Annotated in this window: 17 protein-coding genes and 2 tRNA genes; 8 read left to right on the plus strand and 11 right to left on the minus strand. The window is 71.5% G+C overall.

Annotation, left to right across the window (positions count from 1 at the left end):
• Positions 1-20: 20 nt before the first annotated feature.
• Positions 21-2,600, plus strand: a complete 2,580-nt coding sequence (valS, locus tag ACI79V_RS10785; protein ID WP_456889077.1) for a valine--tRNA ligase — start codon at positions 21-23, stop codon at positions 2,598-2,600.
• Positions 2,601-2,614: 14 nt separating this feature from the next.
• On the opposite strand, the gene ACI79V_RS10790 is transcribed toward valS, so the two are convergent.
• The 8 genes from ACI79V_RS10790 to ACI79V_RS10825 all read right to left on the minus strand — a co-directional run bounded on the left by ACI79V_RS10790 (position 2,615) and on the right by ACI79V_RS10825 (position 11,057).
• Positions 2,615-3,544: an oxygenase MpaB family protein gene (locus ACI79V_RS10790; protein ID WP_456889078.1), complete on the minus strand. Its 930-nt coding sequence runs from the start codon at positions 3,542-3,544 to the stop codon at positions 2,615-2,617.
• Positions 3,545-3,633: 89 nt separating this feature from the next.
• A complete protein-coding gene (locus ACI79V_RS10795) occupies positions 3,634-4,551 on the minus strand; it encodes a DUF559 domain-containing protein (RefSeq protein ID WP_456889080.1) in 918 nt (305 codons plus the stop codon).
• Between the two features lie 212 nt (positions 4,552-4,763).
• Positions 4,764-6,038: an ATP-dependent Clp protease ATP-binding subunit ClpX gene (gene clpX / locus ACI79V_RS10800; RefSeq protein ID WP_456875615.1), complete on the minus strand. Its 1,275-nt coding sequence runs from the start codon at positions 6,036-6,038 to the stop codon at positions 4,764-4,766.
• Positions 6,039-6,347: 309 nt separating this feature from the next.
• Positions 6,348-6,974: an ATP-dependent Clp protease proteolytic subunit gene (locus ACI79V_RS10805; RefSeq protein WP_456875616.1), complete on the minus strand. Its 627-nt coding sequence runs from the start codon at positions 6,972-6,974 to the stop codon at positions 6,348-6,350.
• A gap of 20 nt (positions 6,975-6,994) precedes the next feature.
• Positions 6,995-7,630 (minus strand): ATP-dependent Clp protease proteolytic subunit, encoded by a 636-nt coding sequence (locus ACI79V_RS10810; protein ID WP_456875617.1) that lies wholly within the window; start codon positions 7,628-7,630, stop codon positions 6,995-6,997.
• A gap of 252 nt (positions 7,631-7,882) precedes the next feature.
• Positions 7,883-9,412: a trigger factor gene (tig, locus tag ACI79V_RS10815; RefSeq protein ID WP_456889081.1), complete on the minus strand. Its 1,530-nt coding sequence runs from the start codon at positions 9,410-9,412 to the stop codon at positions 7,883-7,885.
• A gap of 87 nt (positions 9,413-9,499) precedes the next feature.
• Positions 9,500-9,573: transfer RNA gene (locus ACI79V_RS10820), tRNA-Pro, on the minus strand.
• Positions 9,574-9,611: 38 nt separating this feature from the next.
• Positions 9,612-11,057: an amidase gene (locus ACI79V_RS10825; RefSeq protein WP_456889082.1), complete on the minus strand. Its 1,446-nt coding sequence runs from the start codon at positions 11,055-11,057 to the stop codon at positions 9,612-9,614.
• A 131-nt stretch (positions 11,058-11,188) separates the two neighbouring features.
• Here ACI79V_RS10825 and ACI79V_RS10830 point away from each other — a divergent pair, with 131 nt between their 5' ends.
• Together ACI79V_RS10830 and ACI79V_RS10835 are read left to right on the plus strand one after the other, a co-directional pair.
• Complete coding sequence (locus tag ACI79V_RS10830; RefSeq protein ID WP_456889083.1) at positions 11,189-11,695, plus strand: ester cyclase; 507 nt, start codon at positions 11,189-11,191, stop codon at positions 11,693-11,695.
• 284 nt (positions 11,696-11,979) lie between these two features.
• Positions 11,980-12,053, plus strand: a tRNA-Gly gene (locus ACI79V_RS10835).
• A 257-nt stretch (positions 12,054-12,310) separates the two neighbouring features.
• Here the strand turns inward: ACI79V_RS10835 and ACI79V_RS10840 are convergent.
• On the minus strand, positions 12,311-13,168 hold the full coding sequence (locus ACI79V_RS10840) for a class F sortase (RefSeq protein WP_456889084.1): 858 nt from the start codon (positions 13,166-13,168) through the stop codon (positions 12,311-12,313).
• 11 nt (positions 13,169-13,179) lie between these two features.
• Entirely contained in the window at positions 13,180-13,644 is a 465-nt protein-coding gene (locus ACI79V_RS10845) for a hypothetical protein (RefSeq protein ID WP_456889086.1), read from the minus strand.
• A gap of 880 nt (positions 13,645-14,524) precedes the next feature.
• Here ACI79V_RS10845 and ACI79V_RS10850 point away from each other — a divergent pair.
• The 4 genes from ACI79V_RS10850 (at position 14,525) to ACI79V_RS10865 (ending at position 17,430) form a co-directional block, all read left to right on the plus strand.
• A complete protein-coding gene (locus ACI79V_RS10850; RefSeq protein ID WP_456889087.1) occupies positions 14,525-14,728 on the plus strand; it encodes a hypothetical protein in 204 nt (67 codons plus the stop codon).
• Between the two features lie 634 nt (positions 14,729-15,362).
• Positions 15,363-16,220 carry a class I SAM-dependent methyltransferase gene (locus tag ACI79V_RS10855; RefSeq protein ID WP_456889089.1) on the plus strand — a complete coding sequence of 286 codons (858 nt, stop codon included), beginning with the start codon at positions 15,363-15,365 and terminating at the stop codon, positions 16,218-16,220.
• A gap of 548 nt (positions 16,221-16,768) precedes the next feature.
• Positions 16,769-16,918 carry a hypothetical protein gene (locus tag ACI79V_RS10860; RefSeq protein ID WP_456889090.1) on the plus strand — a complete coding sequence of 50 codons (150 nt, stop codon included), beginning with the start codon at positions 16,769-16,771 and terminating at the stop codon, positions 16,916-16,918.
• Positions 16,919-17,064: 146 nt separating this feature from the next.
• On the plus strand, positions 17,065-17,430 hold the full coding sequence (locus ACI79V_RS10865) for a hypothetical protein (protein WP_456889092.1): 366 nt from the start codon (positions 17,065-17,067) through the stop codon (positions 17,428-17,430).
• Positions 17,431-17,458: 28 nt separating this feature from the next.
• Here the strand turns inward: ACI79V_RS10865 and ACI79V_RS10870 are convergent, their stop codons facing one another.
• Positions 17,459-17,821, minus strand: a complete 363-nt coding sequence (locus ACI79V_RS10870) for a hypothetical protein (protein ID WP_456889093.1) — start codon at positions 17,819-17,821, stop codon at positions 17,459-17,461.
• 328 nt (positions 17,822-18,149) lie between these two features.
• On the opposite strand from ACI79V_RS10870, the gene ACI79V_RS10875 reads away from it, so the two are divergent.
• Positions 18,150-18,542, plus strand: a complete 393-nt coding sequence (locus ACI79V_RS10875; protein ID WP_456889095.1) for a hypothetical protein — start codon at positions 18,150-18,152, stop codon at positions 18,540-18,542.
• The last annotated feature ends 1,312 nt before the right edge of the window (positions 18,543-19,854 follow it).

Genomic DNA, 19,854 nt, shown 5'->3' on the forward strand with positions numbered 1-19,854 from the left:
CGGTTCCTAGGATGGAGCCCATGGTCGCCGACACCCGCACCCCGGTCAGCACCGCTCCGGGAGCCGGCGCGGGCGTACCCGACAAGCCGAGCCTCGACGGTCTCGAGGAGAAGTGGGCCGCCCGCTGGGCGGAGGCCGACACCTACGCCTTCGACCGCGCGGCGGCGCTGTCGGCACCGCGGGAGCAGACGTACTCCATCGACACCCCGCCGCCGACCGCGAGCGGGTCGCTGCACGTCGGGCACGTGTTCAGCTACACCCACACCGACGTCGTCGCCCGCTACCAGCGGATGCGCGGCCGGCACGTCTACTACCCGATGGGCTGGGACGACAACGGCCTGCCCACCGAGCGCCGGGTGCAGAACTTCTACGGGGTCCGCTGCGACCCCTCGCTCCCCTACGACGCGTCGTTCGAGCCCCCCGCGAAGCCGGGCAAGGACCAGCAGCCGATCTCGCGGCGCAACTTCGTCGAGCTGTGCATGCGGCTCACCGAGGAGGACGAGGCCGCCTACGAGCAGCTGTGGCGCCGCGTCGGGCTGTCCGTGGACTGGACCAACGTCTACCGGACGATCTCCGAGGCCTCCCGCGCCACCGCACAGCGCGCCTTCCTGCACAACCTCGCCCGCGGCGAGGCCTACGCGCAGGAGGCGCCGACCCTCTGGGACGTCACCTTCCGCACCGCGGTGGCGCAGGCCGAGCTGGAGGACCGCGAGCGCCCCGGCGCCTACCACCGGATCTCCTTCCACTCGGCCGACGGGCCGGTGTTCATCGAGACCACCCGGCCCGAGCTGCTGCCGGCCTGCGTGGCACTGGTGGCCCACCCCGACGACGAGCGCTACCAGGGGCTGTTCGGGTCGACCGTGCGGACACCGCTGTTCGGCGTCGAGGTGCCGGTGGTCGCCCACCGCCTGGCCGAGCCGGACAAGGGCTCGGGCATCGCGATGATCTGCACCTTCGGCGACCTCAACGACGTCACCTGGTGGCGGGAGCTGCAGCTGCCCACCCGCGCGGTGATCGGCTGGGACGGCCGGCTGGTGCCCGACGCCCCGGCCGACGTGCCCGCCGAGGTCTACGCCGAGCTGGCCGGGAAGACGGCGTACGGCGCCCAGCAGCGGATCGTGGAGATGCTGCGCGAGTCCGGCGACCTGCACGGCGAGCCGACCGCGATCACCCACCCGGTGAAGTTCTACGAGAAGGGCGAGCGCCCGCTCGAGATCGTCACCACGCGGCAGTGGTACATCCGCAACGGCGGCCGCGACGCCGAGCTGCGCGACGCCCTCGTCGCCCGCGGCCGGGAGATCCAGTGGGTGCCCGAGCACATGCGGTACCGCTACGAGAACTGGGTCGAGGGCCTCAACGGCGACTGGCTGATCAGCCGGCAGCGGTTCTTCGGCGTCCCGTTCCCGGTCTGGTACCGGCTCGACGCCGCCGGCGACCCCGTGCACGACGACCCGATCCTCGCCCCCGAGGAGTCGCTGCCGGTCGACCCGTCGTCCGACGTGCCGCCCGGGTTCGACGAGTCGCAGCGCGGCGTCCCCGGCGGGTTCGTCGCCGACCCCGACGTCATGGACACCTGGGCGACGTCGTCGCTGTCACCGCAGGTGGCCTCGGGCTGGGACACCGACCCGGAGCTGTTCGCGCACGTCTTCCCGATGGACCAGCGGCCACAGGCGCACGACATCATCCGCACCTGGCTGTTCTCCACTGTCGTCCGCTCGCACTTCGAGCACGGCACGGTGCCGTGGACGCACGCCACGATCTCCGGGTTCGTCGTCGACCCCGACCGCAAGAAGATGTCGAAGTCGAAGGGCAACGTCGTCACCCCGATCGACGTGCTCGAGCGCTACGGCACCGACGCCGTCCGGTGGCGGGCCGCCGGTGCCCGGCCGGGCGCGGACTCGCCGTTCGACGAGGCGCAGATGAAGGTCGGCCGGCGGCTGGCCATGAAGATCCTCAACGTCGGCAAGTTCGTGCTCGGGCTCGGGGTCACCGCCGGCCTCTCCGCCGAGCAGGTCACCGAGCCGATCGACCGGGGGCTGCTGCGCCGGCTGGCCGACGTCGTCGACGAGGCCACCGCGGCGATGGAGGCCTACAACTACACCCGCGCGCTCGAGGTGACCGAGACGTTCTTCTGGTCGTTCTGCGACGACTACGTGGAGCTGGTGAAGTCCCGCGCCTACGGCAGCGGGGCGGCGGCGGAGTCGGCGCAGGCCGCGCTGGCGCTGGCGCTGTCGGTGCAGCTGCGGCTGTTCGCGCCGGTGCTGCCGTTCGTCACCGAGGAGGTCTGGTCCTGGTGGCAGGGCGGCTCGGTGCACCGCGCGTCGTGGCCGGCCGCCGCCGAGCTGCCCGCCGGGGGCGACCCGGAGGTGCTGCCCGCGGTGGCCGCCGCGCTGGCCGGGGTCCGCAAGGCCAAGTCCGACGCCAAGGTGTCGATGCGGGCCGACGTCGAGTCCGCGACCGTGACCACGCCGGACGTCGCGCTGGTGGAGGCCGGCCGCGGTGACCTGACCGACGCCGGGCGGATCGCGTCGCTGACCGTCGTCGCCGGCGAGGGCCCGCTGTCGGTCGACGTCGTCCTGGCGCCACCCGCGGAGGGCTGAGCCCGGCTCCCTGGCTAGGCGGCGTCCTCGACCGCCCAGTCGGGTGCCGGGCCCAGGCCCAGCCGCCAGCGGGCGGCCTCCTCCGAGGGGCTGCGGTCCCCGAGCGCGAGCCGCAGCGCGGTCAGCTGCGTCCGGGCGACGGCGACCTGCGCGGCCCCGCCGCGGCCGCGACCCGGGACACCGGCGCACCCGGCCAGCGAGGGCGAGACCAGCTGCGCGGCGGCGCCGGACAGGCCGCGGTAGAAGACCCGCTCGGGTGGGCTGAGCCCCGGCGGGGCGGCGAGGAAGGCGCGCAGCGAGTCGGGCACGGGCGCGAGCTGCGGGCGGTACGCGGCGAGGGCGTCGGCGAGCTCGGCGGCGCTGTGCGGCAGGTCGGTGGCGCCGAGCTCCTCGGCGCTGCGCGCCCAGTCGGCGACGTAGACGTCGGGCCAGCGGGGGCCGAAGCGGGCGGTGAGGTCGCGGCCGACCGCCTGCTGCGCGGCGAGGAACGCGTCGGTGAAGGCCAGGTGCACCCAGCGCAGCAGCTGCGGGTCCGACGCCGAGTAGGCCCGGCCCCGGACCCGGCCGCGGACGCTCTCGTGCATGCCGCGCACCCGGGCGGCCTCGCGCTCGGCGAGCTCGGCGGAGCCGAAGGTGCTCACCACGAGCCAGCGGGCGGTGCCGGCCAGGCGCTTCCACGGGTCCTCGCGGTAGGCCGAGTGCTGCTGCACGCCGGCCAGCGCCAGCGGGTGCGCCGCCTGGCCCAGCAGCGCGGCCACGCCGCCGACGAGTGTCGAGAGGTCGCCGTGCACCCGCCAGACGACGCCGTCGGGCTCGAACCAGCCCGGCCCCGTGCCGACCCGGGCGATGTCGCGGACCCACTCCGGCGCCCCGGTGGGGTCCCCGGAGACCCGGGAGCGGAACGCCGCGCGCGCCGCATCGGGGAGGGCGGTGAGAACGCGCACGTCGTCGAGGGTGCCAGCCCGGCGCGCCCCCCGCCGGGTGGACCGGAGCGTGTGCGCTCACGCCGGGTTCCCGGCCTGCGGGTGCGGCGTCAGCGCACACACTCCGGGCTCAGCAGGCGGCGGCGCGCGGCGTGTACGGCGCGGATCTCCGTCCGGCACGCGTCCGGCTCACCGGTCAGCCGGCGATAGCCGAACCGCAGCGTCTGCCAGCCCGCCGTCGCCACCCGTGCGTCGCGCCGGATGTCCCGCTCGCGCTGTGCCTGCGAGCCGTGCCAGGCGGCGCCGTCCATCTCGACGGCGAGCAGTGCGTCCTCGTAGGCGGCGTCGAGGACGTAGACCTCGCCCGCGACTGCCAGCCGGCGCTGCAGGGTGAACGCCGGCATGCCGGGTTCGCGGAGCACGGTCAGGCAGCCCGAGACCTCCAGCTCGCTTCGACAGCCCTCGGCCAGCAACCGGACCAGCTCGACCAGGGCCGCCCGTCCGGGCAGGCAGGGTCGGCGCCTGACCTCTCGGACCAGGTCGTCGGGTCGGCACAGCCGGCGCCGGACGGCGTCGATCGCGGCGGCGCGGACCTCCGCCCGGGTCAGCCCGCCGGGCCTCCCCCACGCGTCCACCACCGCCCGCGCCGCGCAGGACACCGGCAGGCCCTCGACCCGGCGGATGCTGTCGTCGAGCTGGCGGGTGCGGTGCAGGACGACGCCCGGAGTCCCCCGTCCGCTGCGGGTGTGCCGCACCGTCAGGTGGACCGGCCCACCGGAGGGCGCGAGCCCCCACAGCGCCAGCGCGGACCGGTGGCTGACCACGCCACCGCAGGACCGCGCCGCTGCCTCGACGCGCGCCCGCCAGTCCTCGACGGCGTGCGGCAGGGCGTAGACGCCGGGCTGCACCCGTCGCAGCCGGCCGGAGGCCACCCAGTGGGTGAGCGTGCTGCGGTCCACGCGGGCCGTGAGCGACTCCCACGTCGTCCACCCGTCCGGACCGACGACGGTGTCGAGGTCGTGTGCCATACCCGCGAGGCTCGCCGGGACGCGGGGTCGGCCAGCCGGGGCGGGCCGGACTGTGGAGATCCGGCCCCCGGTGGACAACCGAGTGCGTGCGCCGGCGCCGCGTTCCGGGCCGCCGAACCCGGCGTCAGCGCACACGCTCGGCAGGTCCCACCAACGCGAGCGAGCCCGCCCCCGCAGGTCGGGGACGGGCTCGTCGGGTGGAGTGGGAGGGCCTACGCGCTCTTCTCGCGGCGCTCGCGGGCGGGCTTGCGCGGCACGATGGTCGGGTTGACGTGCTCCAGCACGACCTCCTTGGAGATCACCACGGAGGCGACGTCGTCGCGGCTGGGCACCTCGTACATCACCGACTGCAGCACCTCCTCCATGATCGCCCGGAGCCCGCGGGCGCCGGTGCCGCGGAGGATGGCCTGGTCGGCGATCGCCTCGAGCGCGTCGTCGGTGAAGTCGAGCTCCACCCCGTCGAGCTCGAACAGCCGCCGGTACTGGCGGACCAGCGCGTTCTTCGGCTCGGTGAGGATCTGGATCAGCGCGTCGCGGTCGAGGGCCTGCACGCTGGTGATCACCGGCAGCCGGCCGATGAACTCGGGGATCATCCCGAACTTCAGCAGGTCCTCGGGCATGACCTCGGCGAAGGCGCTCGAGGCCTCGATCTCCTTCTTGCCGCGGATCTCCGCGCCGAAGCCGATGCCCTGCTTGCCGACCCGCTGCTCGATGACCTTCTCCAGGCCGGCGAAGGCACCGCCCACGATGAACAGCACGTTCGTCGTGTCGATCTGGATGAACTCCTGGTGCGGGTGCTTGCGCCCACCCTGCGGCGGCACCGACGCCGTCGTCCCCTCGAGGATCTTCAGCAGCGCCTGCTGCACGCCCTCGCCGGAGACGTCGCGGGTGATCGACGGGTTCTCGCTCTTGCGGGCGATCTTGTCGACCTCGTCGATGTAGATGATCCCGGTCTCGGCGCGCTTGACGTCGTAGTCGGCGGCCTGGATCAGCTTGAGCAGGATGTTCTCGACGTCCTCGCCGACGTACCCGGCCTCGGTGAGCGCGGTGGCGTCGGCGATCGCGAACGGCACGTTGAGCATCCGCGCCAGCGTCTGGGCCAGGTGCGTCTTGCCGCAGCCGGTGGGGCCCATCAGCAGGATGTTGGACTTGGCCAGCTCGACGGAGTCGTCGCGGCTGGAGCGCTCACCGCCGGCCTGCACCCGCTTGTAGTGGTTGTAGACCGCGACGGCGAGCGTGCGCTTGGCCTTCTCCTGGCCGATGACGTACTGCTCGAGGAAGTCGTGGATCTCCCGGGGCTTGGGCAGCTCGTCGAACTTCAGGTCCGACGACTCCGAGAGCTCCTCCTCGATGATCTCGTTGCAGAGGTCGATGCACTCGTCGCAGATGTAGACGCCGGGGCCCGCGATGAGCTTCTTGACCTGCTTCTGGCTCTTCCCGCAGAACGAGCACTTGAGCAGGTCACCGCTCTCACCGATTCGTGCCACCTGCTGACCTCCACCTCGGGGGGATGCAGGCCCTGGGGAAGCGGACCTGCCGATTGTGTGTCACTTCTGTGCCCGTGCTCGGTCCCGCTGGTGACGGGTGCCGTGAGGACGGTCCTCCCGGCGCTGCTGGCCGGGGATCGGGCGCTCGCCGACCGTACCTGTCGCCGCCGACGCCGCGGGGCTCCGACGCCCCGGTGCGCCGGGGGCGCTCGGCTCGCTCGTCACTCCCGGCACTGCCCCCCGAACGGTACGGGGTACGACCGCGACACGCGCGGGTTTCTCCCCGTCCCGTTCGGGGGACGACGGCGGTCATGCCGGGAGCGCGTTGAGCTTCCGGCTCTGGATGACCTGGTCGACGATGCCGTACTCCTTGGCCTCCTCGGCCGTGAGGATCTTGTCGCGGTCGATGTCGGAACGGACCTGCTCGGCGGTCCGGCCGGTGTGCCGCGCGAGGATCTGCTCCATCTGCGTGCGCACCCGCTCGATCTCCGCGGCGTGGATCTCCAGGTCCGACACCTGGCCGCCGGCCTCACCGGAGGGCTGGTGGATCAGCACCCGGGAGTACGGGAGCGCCAGCCGCTTGCCCGGGGTCCCGGCCGCCAGCAGCACGGCGGCGGCCGACGCGGCCTGGCCCATGCAGACGGTCTGGATGTCGGGCCGGACGAACATCATCGTGTCGTAGATGGCCATCAGCGAGGTGAAGGAGCCACCGGGCGAGTTGATGTAGATCGTGATGTCACGGTCCGGGTCGGCGGACTCGAGCGTGATGAGCTGCGCCATCACGTCGTTGGCGGACGCGTCGTCGATCTGCACCCCGAGGAAGATGATGCGCTCCTCGAAGAGCTTGTTGTACGGGTTGGACTCCTTCATGCCGTAGCTGGTCCGCTCCACGAAGGAGGGCAGCACGTAACGGCTGGAGGGCATCTCGAAGCTCATGGCAGTTCTCCTCTCAACCGTCAGTTGTCGGTGACCGGGTTGGACTGGTCGGTCATGGCCGCGCGGGTCACGACGTGGTCGACGAACCCGTACTCCAGGGCCTCCTGGGCGGTGAACCAGCGGTCGCGGTCGGAGTCCTTCTCGATCTGCTCGATGCTCTGACCGGTGTGGAAGGACTGCAGTTCGTTGAGCTCGCGCTTCGTCCGGCGGAACAGGTCGGCCTGGATGGCGATGTCGGCCGCGGTGCCGCCGACGCCGGCCGAGGGCTGGTGCATCATGATCCGCGCGTGCGGCAGGGCGTAGCGCTTGCCCTTGGTGCCGGCGGTCAGCAGGAACTGGCCCATCGAGGCGGCCAGGCCCATCCCGTAGGTGGCGACGTCGCAGTCGATGAACTGCATCGTGTCGTAGATGGCCATGCCGGCGCTGACCGAGCCGCCGGGCGAGTTGATGTACAGGTGGATGTCGCGCTTGGGGTCCTCGGCCGACAGCAGCAGCATCTGGGCGGCCAGCTGGTTGGCGATGACGTCGTCGACCTGGGTGCCCAGGAAGATGATGCGCTCGCGCAGCAGGCGCTCGTAGACCGAGTCGTTGAGGTTCATCCCACCGGCGCCACCCCGCAGGAGCGGGGAGTACGCCGGGTTCGGGTCGGTGCTCACGGGTGTGGTGACCTCCGTTGGCGTGGTCGAGTCGGTCTCTCGGTGGGCAGGGATCGGGGCCGGCGGCCCGAGCGGGCCGTACCCCCGGCGTCCGCCCCGAGTCACGTCGACCCTAACGCGCACCCCCCGGCGGGCAGTCCCGGCGCGGGGCGGTGTTCGCCGTGGGCGCAGCGCCGGAGGCGGAGACGACGGACGCCGCCCTCCCCCGCGCAATCGGGGCAGGACGGCGTCCGTCGAGGAGGGGTGGCGGCGTCAGCCCTTGGTGACGTCCTCGCTGTCCTCGGTGGCGCCCTCGGCGGCCTCGACGGCCACCGCGGTGGCGACCTCGGCGTCGGGGGCCTCGTCCTCGGTGGCGTCCTCGGTCGCGGAGGCGTCCTCGGTCGCGGCGGCGTCCTCGGTCGCGTCCTCGGCGGTCGCGACCTCGGCCTCGGGGGCGGCGGCCTGGCCGGCCCGGACGGTCTGCGGGCGCAGCGCGTCGAGGTCGACGACGTTGCCCGACGCGTCGGTGATCGTCGTCTGCTCGAGCAGCTGGGCCAGCGTCTTGGTGCGGCGGACGTCGGCGACGAACTCGGCGATGTTGCCGCTCTGCTGCAGCTGCTGGGCGTACTGCTCGGGGCTCACCCGGTTGCGCGAGGCCTGGGCCATGATCTGCGCCGACAGGTCGTCGTTGTCGACGGTGACCTCCCGCGCGTCGGCGATCGCGTCGAGGACGAACTGGGTGCGGACCGCCTCCTCGATGCTCGTGCGCATCTCGGCGTCGTAGGCCTCGCGGCCGCCCTCGGTGCCCGACATCGACAGGAAGGCGTCCCAGTCCATGCCGGCCTGCTGCAGCTCGCGCTCCAGGGCCTTGTTGCGGAACTCGAGCTCCCGCTCGACGAGGCCCTCGGGGATCGGGACCTCGGTGACCTCGAGCAGGTGCTCGACCAGCTTGTCCCGGGCCTGGGCGCCCTGCTGCATCGTCTTGGCGCGGCCCAGCCGGGTGCGGACGTCGTCGCGCAGCTCGGCGAGGGTGTCGAACTCGCTGGCGGTGGAGGCGAACTCGTCGTCGAGCTCGGGCAGGTCCTTGGCCTTGACCGAGCGGACGGTGACGGTGACCTGGGCCTGGCGGCCGGCGTGCGGGCCCTGGTGCAGGTCGGTCTCGAAGGTCGCCGACTCGTCGGCCGACAGCCCGCGGACGGCGTCGTCGAGGCCGGCCATGAGCGAGCCGGAGCCGACCTCGTAGGACATGCCGCTGGTCGTGCCGTCCTCGAGCACCTCGTCGTCGACGCGGGCCTCGAGGTCGAGGGAGACGTGGTCGCCGTCCTCGGCCGGGCGGTCGACGGCGGTGAGCATGGCGAAGCGCTCGCGCATGACCGAGACCTGCTGGTCGATCTCCTCGTCGGTGACCTCGACGTCGTCGACGGTGACCGACAGGTCCTCCAGCGGCGGGAGGTCGATCTTGGGGGCGACGTCGACCTCGGCGGTGAAGGCGAGGGTGTCGCGGTCGTCGAGGCGGGTGACCTCGATGTCGGGCTGGCCGATCACGCGGACCTGGTTCTCGCGGACGACCTCGGAGTAGACCTCGGGGATCGCGTGCTGGACGACCTGCTCGAGGACCACCGGGCGGCCGACGCGCTGGTCGAGGACCCGCTCGGGCACCTTGCCGGGCCGGAAGCCCGGCACGCGGACCTGCCGCTTGAGCTCCTTGTAGACCTCACCGAAGGCGTGGTCCAGGTCGCCCCACGGCACCTCGATCGCCATCCGGACCCGCGTGGGGCCCAGTTCCTCGATGGTGCTCTTCACAGCGGCAGTGCTCCTCGGTACGACGGAAGGGGGACGCCGGGACGGGCGCCGGGTCGACCCCCGAGTCTAGAGACGCCGGGGGCGGGGTCGGGGTGGCGGGATTCGAACCCACGGCCCCCCGCTCCCAAAGCGGGTGCGCTACCAAGCTGCGCCACACCCCGTGGCGGCTCCCGAGTCTAGGCGCGCCCCCCGGGACGGCTCAGGCGGCGACCGCCGGACGGCGGCCCGCCCACGGCGCGGCCTGCTCCAGCGCCGCGGCCACCCGCACCAGCACGTCCTCCCGGCCGTAGGCGGCGACCAGCTGCACGCCCACCGGCAGGCCGTCGTCGGTCCAGTGCAGCGGCAGGCTGACCGCCGGCTGGCCGGTGACGTTGAACTGCGCGGTGTAGGGGATGTAGCTGTTGATCCGCCGGCCCTCCTGCTCGGGCCCCTCCGCGGTGAACCAGCCCAGTTCCGGCGGCGGCGCCCCGACCGTCGGCGTCACCAGCAGGTCGACTCCCCTGCCGCCCTCCTCCGGCGACGCCCAGAAGGCGGCCATCCGCCGGACCCAGTGGCCCAGCCACGTCCGCGCGCCGAGGTAGTCGGTGGCCGGCATCTCCGCCCCGACCGCCCGGTAGACGGCGTTGCGCGGCTCGAGCTCCTCGTCGGCGACCCGGCGGCCGAGGACCCGCTCGAACGCGGCGATGGTCAGCGCGACGTCGGCGGCGATGGTCGCGGTGAAGAAGCGCGGGAAGCGCTCGTCGAACATGCCGGTGGGCGTGCCGGGCTCGACCGCGCAGCCGAGGTCCTCCAGCAGCCGGCCGGCGTGCTCGACGGCGGCGCGGCAGTGCGGGGAGTCGAGGTAGGCGCCCGGCGGGTCGGTGTCGAGCAGCGCCACCCGTAGCCGGCCGACCGGTGCGCCGACCTCCTCGGCGAGCGGGCGCGGCAGCGGCGGGGCGGTGTAGGGATCGCCGGGCATGGGGCGGCCGATCCGGTCGAGGGCGGTGGCGGTGTCGCGCACCGAGCGGGTGACGACGCCGTCGATCGTGGCCCCGGCCCAGCCCTCGCCGACGTCGGGGCCCTGGCTGACGCGGGCGCGGGTGGGCTTGAGCCCGACCAGCCCGCACTCGCTGGCGGGGATGCGGATCGAGCCGCCGCCGTCGTTGGCGTGCGCGATGGGCACGAGTCCCGCGGCGACCGCGGCCGCCGAGCCGCCCGAGGAGCCGCCGGCGGAGTGCGCCGGGTCCCACGGGTTGCGCGCCGGCGGGTTGCAGGCCGGCTCGGTGGTGACCGTGGTGCCGAACTCCGGCACGTTGGTGCGGCCGACGGTGACCAGGCCCGCCTCGCGGAAGAGCCGGCCGAGGTGGCTGTCGTGCGGCCAGCGCACGCCGGCGAGGAACGACGTCCCGTAGCGGGTCTCCTCGCCGGCGACGTGGCAGCCGATGTCCTTGAGCAGCACGGGCACGCCGCGGAACGGGCCGTCGGGCAGCTCCCCGGCGGCTTCCGTTCGGGCGTCCTCGAAGCGGTCCCGGACGACGGCGTGCAGCTCGGGGTTGAGCTTCTCGATGCGGGCGATGGCCGCCTCGACCAGCTCGGCGGGGCTCGCCTCGCCCCGCCGCACCAGCTCCGCCTGCGCCGTCGCGTCCAGCCACGTGGTCTCGGTCACGGGATCGGACGCTAGCGCCACGGCGGCCACCGGGAGGGCCGGGTCAGCCCACGGGCAGGCGCGCCTTTCGGCTCACGGGTGCCGCGTCAGAAGGAGGTTGGCACGACGACGGCCCGGTGCCAGGCTGTCCCATGACCTCGCCCGTCCCGGTAACCGCTGACACCTCGCCCGAGTCGGTCATCCGCTGGACGTTCGACCGGCTGAACGCGCACGACTCCTCGTCACTGCGGCGGCTCTACGACGACGAGTCCGTGAGCCACTTCCCGCAGCGGGTCTGCCGGGGCGCGGACGAGATCGTGCGCTTCTGGGTGGAGACGTTCACCGGGATGCCCGACTTCCACGTCGAGATCCTCACTCTCGCCGGGCACGGTGATGACGTGTTCGTCCACTGGCGCATGACGGGGACCCAACGCGGCACGCTGCAGGGCATCGCGCCGACCGGGAAGGCGATCACGCTCGAGGGCATGGACCACTTCGTCGTCCGGGAGGGCCGCATCCGCACCGGCTTCGTCGCGTTCGACCAGATGGAGTACGCACGGCAGCTGGGCATGGTCCCGGCTGACGGCTCGCCTGCCGACCGCCTGATGAAGAGGATGTTCAACGCCCGGACGCAGCTGAAGCGCCGGCTGCGCGGCTGACGCGCGGACGGCGCCGAGCCGGCAGCGCTGGGGCCCGTCCGTCGGCCGGAGGTCGATGCCGGCGCGGACCACCGCGCGCTCCTCCGCGAGGTCCTCCAGGACGGCAGACACACCCAGCCCGGAACCGGAGTCCTGGGGCGCCGTAGGGCAAGTAGTCACGGAGCGGGGCGCGCTCCGGATCCGGCGCACGCTACCCTCGTGCCGGACTGAACCCCGGTCGATCCTGGTCGCCTGGGTTCTCGTGGCGAGGGGACGGGTTTCCACACGTTCGCTCCCACGGTCTCGCGGGTGTAGCTCAATGGCAGAGCCCCAGCCTTCCAAGCTGGCCATGCCGGTTCGATCCCGGTCACCCGCTCCACGCAAAACCGCAGGTCAACCGACTTGTCAGGCTCTCTGGAGAAGTTCTGGAGGAGCCTCCGGACGGCCCGTTTGAACCCTTTCATGACCCCTGCTTTCCGCTGCGTGGGTCATGAATGGGTCACGCCGCTGAGCCCATACAGCCTGCTGAGGACCTCCTCGGGCCCACCGGAGGGAGGGTCGTGACCCAAGTGGGTCACGACCCTCGGCTGCTCCCGACGGAGGGCAGACGCAGGGACTGCGCCCAGAGCTTGAGTGTCAGCCAACCGTCGCGAGGCTGGCGAACACGATGACGTTGTCCAGGTAGTCGCCCGTGTCCTCGTCGAACGTCCCGCCGCAGGTGATCAGCCGGAGGCCGGCGTGGTCGATGTCGCCGTAGACCTCCTCGGTCGGGAAGTCGTCCTTGGCGTGCTCCTCGACGCGGTCGACCCGGAAGGTGGCCGCAGTGCCATCGGCGCGGTCGACGACGACGGTGTCCCCGGGGCGCAGCTCCCGCAGCCCGTAGAAGGCTCCCGGTTCGCCCTCCCAGTCCACGTGGCCGGCGAGGACCGCGGGCCCGAGCTGACCGGGTGTGGGGCTGCCGTCGTACCAGCCGACCGGATAGGCGCCCGGCGGGACCTCCATGGAGCCGTCCCGCTCCAGGCCGAGTTGCATGATCCGGGAGGTCACCCCGAGCGCCGGGATCTGGACCCGACTGGGAGTGCTGGCTGGCAGTTGCCGTGCGCTGGCCGCCGGACTGACCGCCTCGGCAGGAGGCGCGGACGGAGTTGCGGTCGCGGTTACCGGGGGGGCGTCCACGGCGAGGGGGACGTCGAGTCGGACGGGGTCACTCACGTCCTGGGGCAGGACGACGATCGCAGAGATGCCCGCGGCGGCGAGCACGGCGGAGGTGCCGGCCCAGGCCCGGGCCGCGCGGGGCCGGGCGGTGGGGCGACGGGGCCGTCCGTAGCGGGTGACGCGAGGAGGCCGGGCGAGGAGAGCCTCCAGCTCCGCGTCGGTGCCCGACGCCCTCGCACCTGGTGGCGGCGGTGGCGGGTACGCCGCGACGATGCGCACCGCGTCACCCACCCCGGCCAGCGTGTGGCCGGGGTGGGTGACGGGTGCGCGGTGCCGCACGTCGTGGGAGGTCAGACGGTCGCGCGGGAGCTGCGCCGGGCAGCGAACGCAGCCCCACCAGCCGCGGTCAGGGCGACGCCGCCCAGGACGTAGGGCAGGGCGCCGGCGTCGTCGCCGGACGAGCTGCCGTCGCCGGCGGCGACGGCGCCCGCCGGACGGGTGGTCACCTGGCTCGTGGTGCTGGGGGCCACCTGGTTCGTGGTACCGAGGGCCATGGCGGCGGTGACGGTCCCCGGGTTGGCGATGTAGTCGTGGTTCTCGCAGGCCACGCCAGGAACGCCTTCGGAGCCGGTGCCGATGGGGCCATCCAGGCCGTTCGGGTCGCTCGTGTCGGCGTCGTAGACAGCCTGGGCGTCCGCCTGCGAGACGAAGTCCGGGCAGTTGTATCGGTCGGCTGCGTGGGCCGTGCCGGCGAAAGCGAAGGACAGGGCCGCGGTGAACAGGACACCAGTGGCGGCGGAGGTGGTACGACGCATGATCTGGACTCCAGGAATCTGTGTGTGAGGCGGCTGCCACCTTCACACAGCGGTTCCGTTCCGATACGGCACGTAGTCGGAGCACTTGTGCTGATCCTCGGCCAACTAGCTAGCGATGTTCGCCAGCCGGACTCGCATGAGCCCCATGCGTCCCAGGGGACTCGCTACACCGCCGGACGTCCTGACCTTCGCTGACACGGCGCGGCGCGCTTTGGTCGACTCTGATGACCACGCCCTACGACCGAGTGCACATCTCTCGGCGCAGCGTCCCCGAGTGGGCCAGCCAGCACGTCAACCGTGCTCATGCCGAGGAGCACTTCGGGACACAGCGGCCAGCTGCTCGTAAGGACAGTCACTAAAGCGGCCGTCGCGTGGCAGAGCGGTAAGCAACGTGGCCCCTCGCCTCCGACGCGACCACAGATCCTGCTGGCCGCAACTCCGCCACTACCGGCTCACTCCGCCGCATGGACGGCACTACAGAAGCCCCACGACGAAGTGGCACACACGTCTTGCACCTGCGGTCCCGAGACTCGTGGTGACGAGTTACTGAAGGCTCATCTGCAGCGTCTATGGCATGGGAACCAGCGGGAGCCCGGGGTACCGAGCCCGACAGCGTGAACGTGAGCGGCAACGGCGAGAGCCGGAGTCCCGACGGCGTCAGCGGGCGGAGCCAACCCCGGCCAGCGTGGCTCGGTCGAGAGCCCCTGATGCGGATGTGGCCGGTCGCGAGCGGCGGGCCGCGGCACGGAACTGTGGGTGGTGCGGTGGGCCGATCACCCCGAAGAGCCGGGGACCGATCCCCAAGTGGTGTTCCGCCACCTGCCGCCACCGAGCCTGGGAACAAACCCGCGCTGCGGCCTCCGACCGGACCGCGGTGCAAGTGGTCGAGCGGCGGGTCGAGATCGGTGTCCCCCTCGAGCCGACCCGCCGAGACTGGGCGAAGCTGCTCGGTGAGCTCGCCGGCCAACTGGACGACGGCCGCGTCTACGACCGCGACCTCCCCGGCCTCGGCCGGGCACTGCAGCCCGTGCTGCAGTCCTACCGATGGCGGGCCCGGCGGACCGGCGCCCCGGACCTGCACTAAGCCCGAGCAGCAGCACCTCTCCAGCGGCGCGCCGCTCGTCGTCGCCGGCAGTGTGGCCCCTTGGCGTTGCTGGACGGTAGGTGAGCCCCGGCCAAGCGTTCTGACCTGCACGACGATCACGCGGGAGGGTGTTGAGCGCCGGTGACGCACCGTCCCGCCCGACCGCCAGCGGGTCTGCACCCCCGTCCACCCACGTCGCCGTCCACTCGTCACAACGAGTTGCGGAGCCCCGAATGCATGAGGTGTGTCCCACTTGATCTTGCGGCTCCTCAGCAACGGAGCACTCGCTAGGGGCGGCGCCTGGGCGCCCGGCGTGGGTGTCCCTAATGGCGGCTTCTGGGGCACAGTGGAGCGGCCAGTCAGGGAGTGGGCCGGCTCAGGACCTCCGAGCCGCAGTCGACCACTGCCACCTCCGATTGACTTCGGAGTAGTCGATGACGTGGATGGACCCCTCGGCCAGCACGCGGCGGTCGACACTGGGACACCGCCACCCCGGCCTGTGAAGTCCGCGCGGCCAGGATTCGCACGGTACGTACACGTCCGACGCCGAGCCGGCGATCTGCTCTAGGTTCCAGCCGACGTCGCCGGTCGCCGGCGTCCGTTCCGCCGCCCCGTTGCGCAGTGGGAGGCCGCCGTGTCGTGGAAGAAGGCGCTGCTCGTCCCCAAGGTCGCCCGCCTGGCACGGCGCGCCCCCCGGGACACCACGGAGCGGTGGAATGCCTACTGGGGCGCCGTGCGCGCCACCGGACCGGGCGGGGACGTGCTGTGGGACTCCGGCAGCGACCGGGAGGGGCAGTCCTACCTGGCCCAGATGCGCCGCCACGCCGACGCCGCCCTGCCGCTGGTCGATGTCGGCTGCGGCAACGGCCGGTTCACACGGCTGCTGGCGCAGCACTCCTCTGGCACACTCGGCGTGGACCTGTCCCCCAACGCCGTCGCCCGGGCCACCGCAGAGGCAAGTGCGCAATCCTCCGCGGAGTCCGCCGGCCGGAGCGGTGTCGCCTTCCGCGCGGTGGACATGACTGCGCCCGGCGCCGGGGAGCGGTTGGCCGCCGAGCTCGGCGACGCCAACGTCTTCGTGCGCGGGGTCTTCCACGTGCTGCCCGGCCCGGCCCGCTGCGCCTTGGCCGCCAACCTGCACGACCTGCTGGGCGTGCGCGGCACGCTGCTGCTCGCCGAGACACACTTCCCCGGCAGCCCGCTGGACTACCTCCAGCACCTGGGAGCGACCCCGACCCACCTGCCCCGGCCTCTGGAACGGGTCCTGGCCGCCGGGCTGCCCCGGCCCTCGGACTTCGGACCCGCCCAGCTGGCCGAGGCCTTCCCGTCCGCGGGCTGGGTCACCGTGGCCAGCGGCCCGGCCGTCATCGACGCGGTGCCCACACGCACGCCCGAGCGCCTTGAGCCGATCCCCGGCTACTGCGCCGTCCTGCGGACCCGCCGGCACACGAGCCCACCATCACCGAAGCGGCAGGACATCTCCGGCACATGAATGGGCGTCAGCGACGCTGGCGGAGCTCGGTCCCCGTCAGCCGACACAGTCGCAGGCGCTGCTGACCCAGGGCGAGTGCGACAGCGGCCGGCCTCTCCGTCGTCACCTCCGAGCTGGCCGAGGACAGTTCACCCGAAGCCACCACCGAGCTCGGCCGGGGGCTGGCCCGCGACCTCGCCCGCAAGGCCGACGCCGCGTTCTTCGCCAACACCAAGGCCAACGGTCCGGCCGGGCTCGGCAGCCTGACCACCCGGGCCGGGTCGGCAACGTGCAGGACATCCCGGCCGGGACGACGCCGACCAACTTCGACGCCTTCGTGCAGGCGCAGAGCCTCGCCGCGCAGCAAGGCGCGGTGACGACCGCATTTTTCGTGAACCCGACCAACGCGCTGACCTTCCGGCAGATCAAGGAGGCCACCGGTTCGCAAAAGGCCCTCCTCCAGCCGGACCCGTCGCAGCCGGGCCGGTCGACCGTCTCGGGGGTGCCACTGGCCGCGTCGCCGGACGTGCCCGCCGGGACGATCTGGGGTCGTCGCTGCCGATCGGGTCGTGGTGGCCGTCAGCCGCGAGGCCGAGGTGCAGTCCGACGCCACGGTCTACTTCACGTCCGACCGGATCGCGGTCCGGGCCACCATGCGGGTCGGGTTCGGGTTCGTGCACCCGCGCGCTCCGGTCCGCATCCGGCTGGCTGGGACCTGACATGGAGCGACTGAGCATGCTCAGCGGCCGCATCCACGCCTACGCCTCGGGGGAGCCGATGGGCGACCGGGAGATCGACCGGCCGCTCACCGACCTCGTCCCGCACCGCGACCGACTGCGCGCGTCGGAAGGCCAAGCTGGCCGACTTGCTGGAACAGCACCGGCAGCAGTCCGAGACGATCGAGATGCTGAACCGGATGGTCGGCGCGGGCGAGATGACGGCCAAGAACTACCGGCAGGCCATGGACACCGCTGACGCCCGCCTGGCAGCGATCGACCGGGAGATCGGCACGCTGAACGGGCTTCTCGCCGCCCGCCAGCTGCTGTATGCCGGACCGCGGGTCCGCGAGGTTTGGGAGGCCAGCGACCTTGAGTGGAAGCGCCGCGTACTGACCCTGCTCATCAAGAAGATCGTCATTTGTCCGTCGGACATCACCGGGATGACGAAGGCCGAGCGCTGGCACGGCTGGGTTTTCAAGCCTGAGGACATCGCCGTGGAGTGGAGCGCCTGAACTCCTTCATCGCTAGGTGAGGCAGCCGCTACGCCTCACTGGCGGACAAACCGTCGGGGCGCACGAAAAGGTTGCAGCTTCCACCGACCTGAGACCTGCCTTCGATGCGTCCACCTGGATCTTCCCAGCCTCCTCGCGAGGCTCGGACACGGTCGTCCCCACCGACATTCCGCTGCCAGACGTACCAAAGGATCTGCTCGTTCTCATCGTTGATGATCTCAAAGTGATGGGCCGGGAAGTCCCGTTCCTTGGTGCACCACGGGGTCCAAGCGTCGACAGACACCGTGGAGTTGTCATCGATGTACCTGTTGTCTCGCGAGGTCTCGGAGTTGATGAAGAGGATTCGATGCCCGGTGATGTTCGTAATATTGCGAACGACGGTTACGGCCATAACTCATCTCCCGAGGGATCGGCACCAGCCTCGCGCGCCCCGCATGAACGCAGGCAAGGTCAGGTGTAGCGCCGCAGGTCTAGCTGACAGCATCACCTTCACGTACAGCCGTCACCACAGCGTCACGCATCCGTCACTGTGGACGTCGCAGCATCGCGAACGACCCCGCGCAGGTCGTCATCCATCCGTCCGACATCACTGGCATGCGAAGGCCGAGTACCGGCACTGCTGGGTCTTCAAGCCCGAGGACGTGGAGGTCGTCTGGCTCGCTTGAGGACTGACGGCGGAGGCTCTGGTCCAACGTCCCGTCGAGGTGGACCCTCTTTGCATGAGCAGCACTGATGACTGCTCCGCCGAGGAGCAGCCGAAGCCCGCGCGGGACACCGGTATCGGGATCACGATTGGCCGAGTCTCTGGAGAAGGGCATGCCGTAGGCATCTCCTCCGACGCGATCGCAGCCGTCCTCGGGTACACCGCTGCGGCCGGCTCCGCGGCAGCGGCCTTCACGGGTATCACGAGGGCTGCCCTGGAACGCAATAAGGATAAGGAGATCGAGCTGACCGCTGAGGGCCAGCCGATCAAGTTCAAGGGGTATTCGGCTCAGCATATCAAGGCGATGACGGAGTTGCTGAACCGCCAGCTGGATCGTCAGCGGGACGCCGATGCGGATCCCGAGGGTTCTCATGAGACTGAACCATCGGACGATCCGGAAGTCGAGTAATAAACGAGCCCGGTCCTACATCTGGCAAGCAAGAGTTTGATCCGGGATTAATTGGCTGGCCAGCGAGCCGACCGGGCTTCGAAGTACCGAGGAATGTGCTAGACGACAGGCTGTGCGGATTAACCCGCCGCTTCCGCTTAACTATGGACGACCATGCCCGCGATGGCAATAAGCGCATCCGGGTCGCTGACCTTGAGCGGCACGCCTGACGCCTTCGTCGATCGTTCTATCCAGTCCGCCATATGCAATGCCGGGATGGGACTCGGAGGTTAACCACATCCAGGAGGCGCTGTTGAGCGTGGAGACCAACCGCTTTCAGGTCATCGGGAACGCTTACGGGAACCCCGGCCTTCTGGGCCCCGGCGCCGGCCCTTCGACTTGAGCCGGAAGCCGAGGAAGCTCACCTCAAGTTCGTCGGGGTCCTGTCGCCACAGGACGGCCAGAACGAGGAGGACGAGGGCGGCGGTCGCGATGATGGCGATTGTCAAGGGAACCCTCCAGAAGCAAAGCGGTCGCTAGGCTTCTGGAGGATGAGACCCATCGGTTGAACGCATTGCCAACCATCGACCCGCCAGTCGAAGGCTTGTCACCTCCGAGCGATCAAACGTGTCACGGGCTTGGGCAGGTCCCGTGTGGCAAGTGCCGCACCGCTTGCTCGCACCACCATGGTACCCGCCTCGACGGACTAGCGCGGTCGCAGCCGGCGCTTCCGCTTGAGCGCCGTGGCCATCCGGTTGCCCTGGGCCCGTGTCCGTACACGGCTGTGGTCCCGGGCGATCTACTGAACCCGCCGGCGGGAGCTCACTATCAGCATTCAGGCGGCCCTTGAGGTCTCTGCAGACCTTCGGCTGCCCTGGCCGTGCCTGCAATCGACCACGGTCACGTGGCCGGAGCAAGGCCGAGTTGCCCTGCTGGCATAGTTCCGCTTGGGCCTCATACCTGCCGTGGCGCTCAGGTCAAGACTCAATAACCGCCAGCATGAGAGCCTCAGCTTGAACTTGCCGGGGTTTTGCAGGACCGCCCAGACCAGCACGCCCAGGACGACGAGGGTCACAGCAGTGGCCAGGCCGATGGTCGTGATCACAGGTCCTCCAAGCCGGAGACTGGTGTCTCCACACGGTCTTCAACGGTTGCGGCCCACGGCCGTTGCGCGCAGCTTGTATCCCGGGCGTGTTGCGCCTAGCTGGGTGCCGCTACCTCCAGCCGCAGTCGACGCCGGCTCTTGAGCGGCGTGGCCATCCGGTCAGTAGCTCGCTCGATCCAGCGGCACTGCTCGGCTTCGCCCATGTCGGCCCAATCTCAGGTGATCAGC

The sequence above is a fragment of the Geodermatophilus sp. SYSU D00700 genome, from assembly GCF_054050255.1.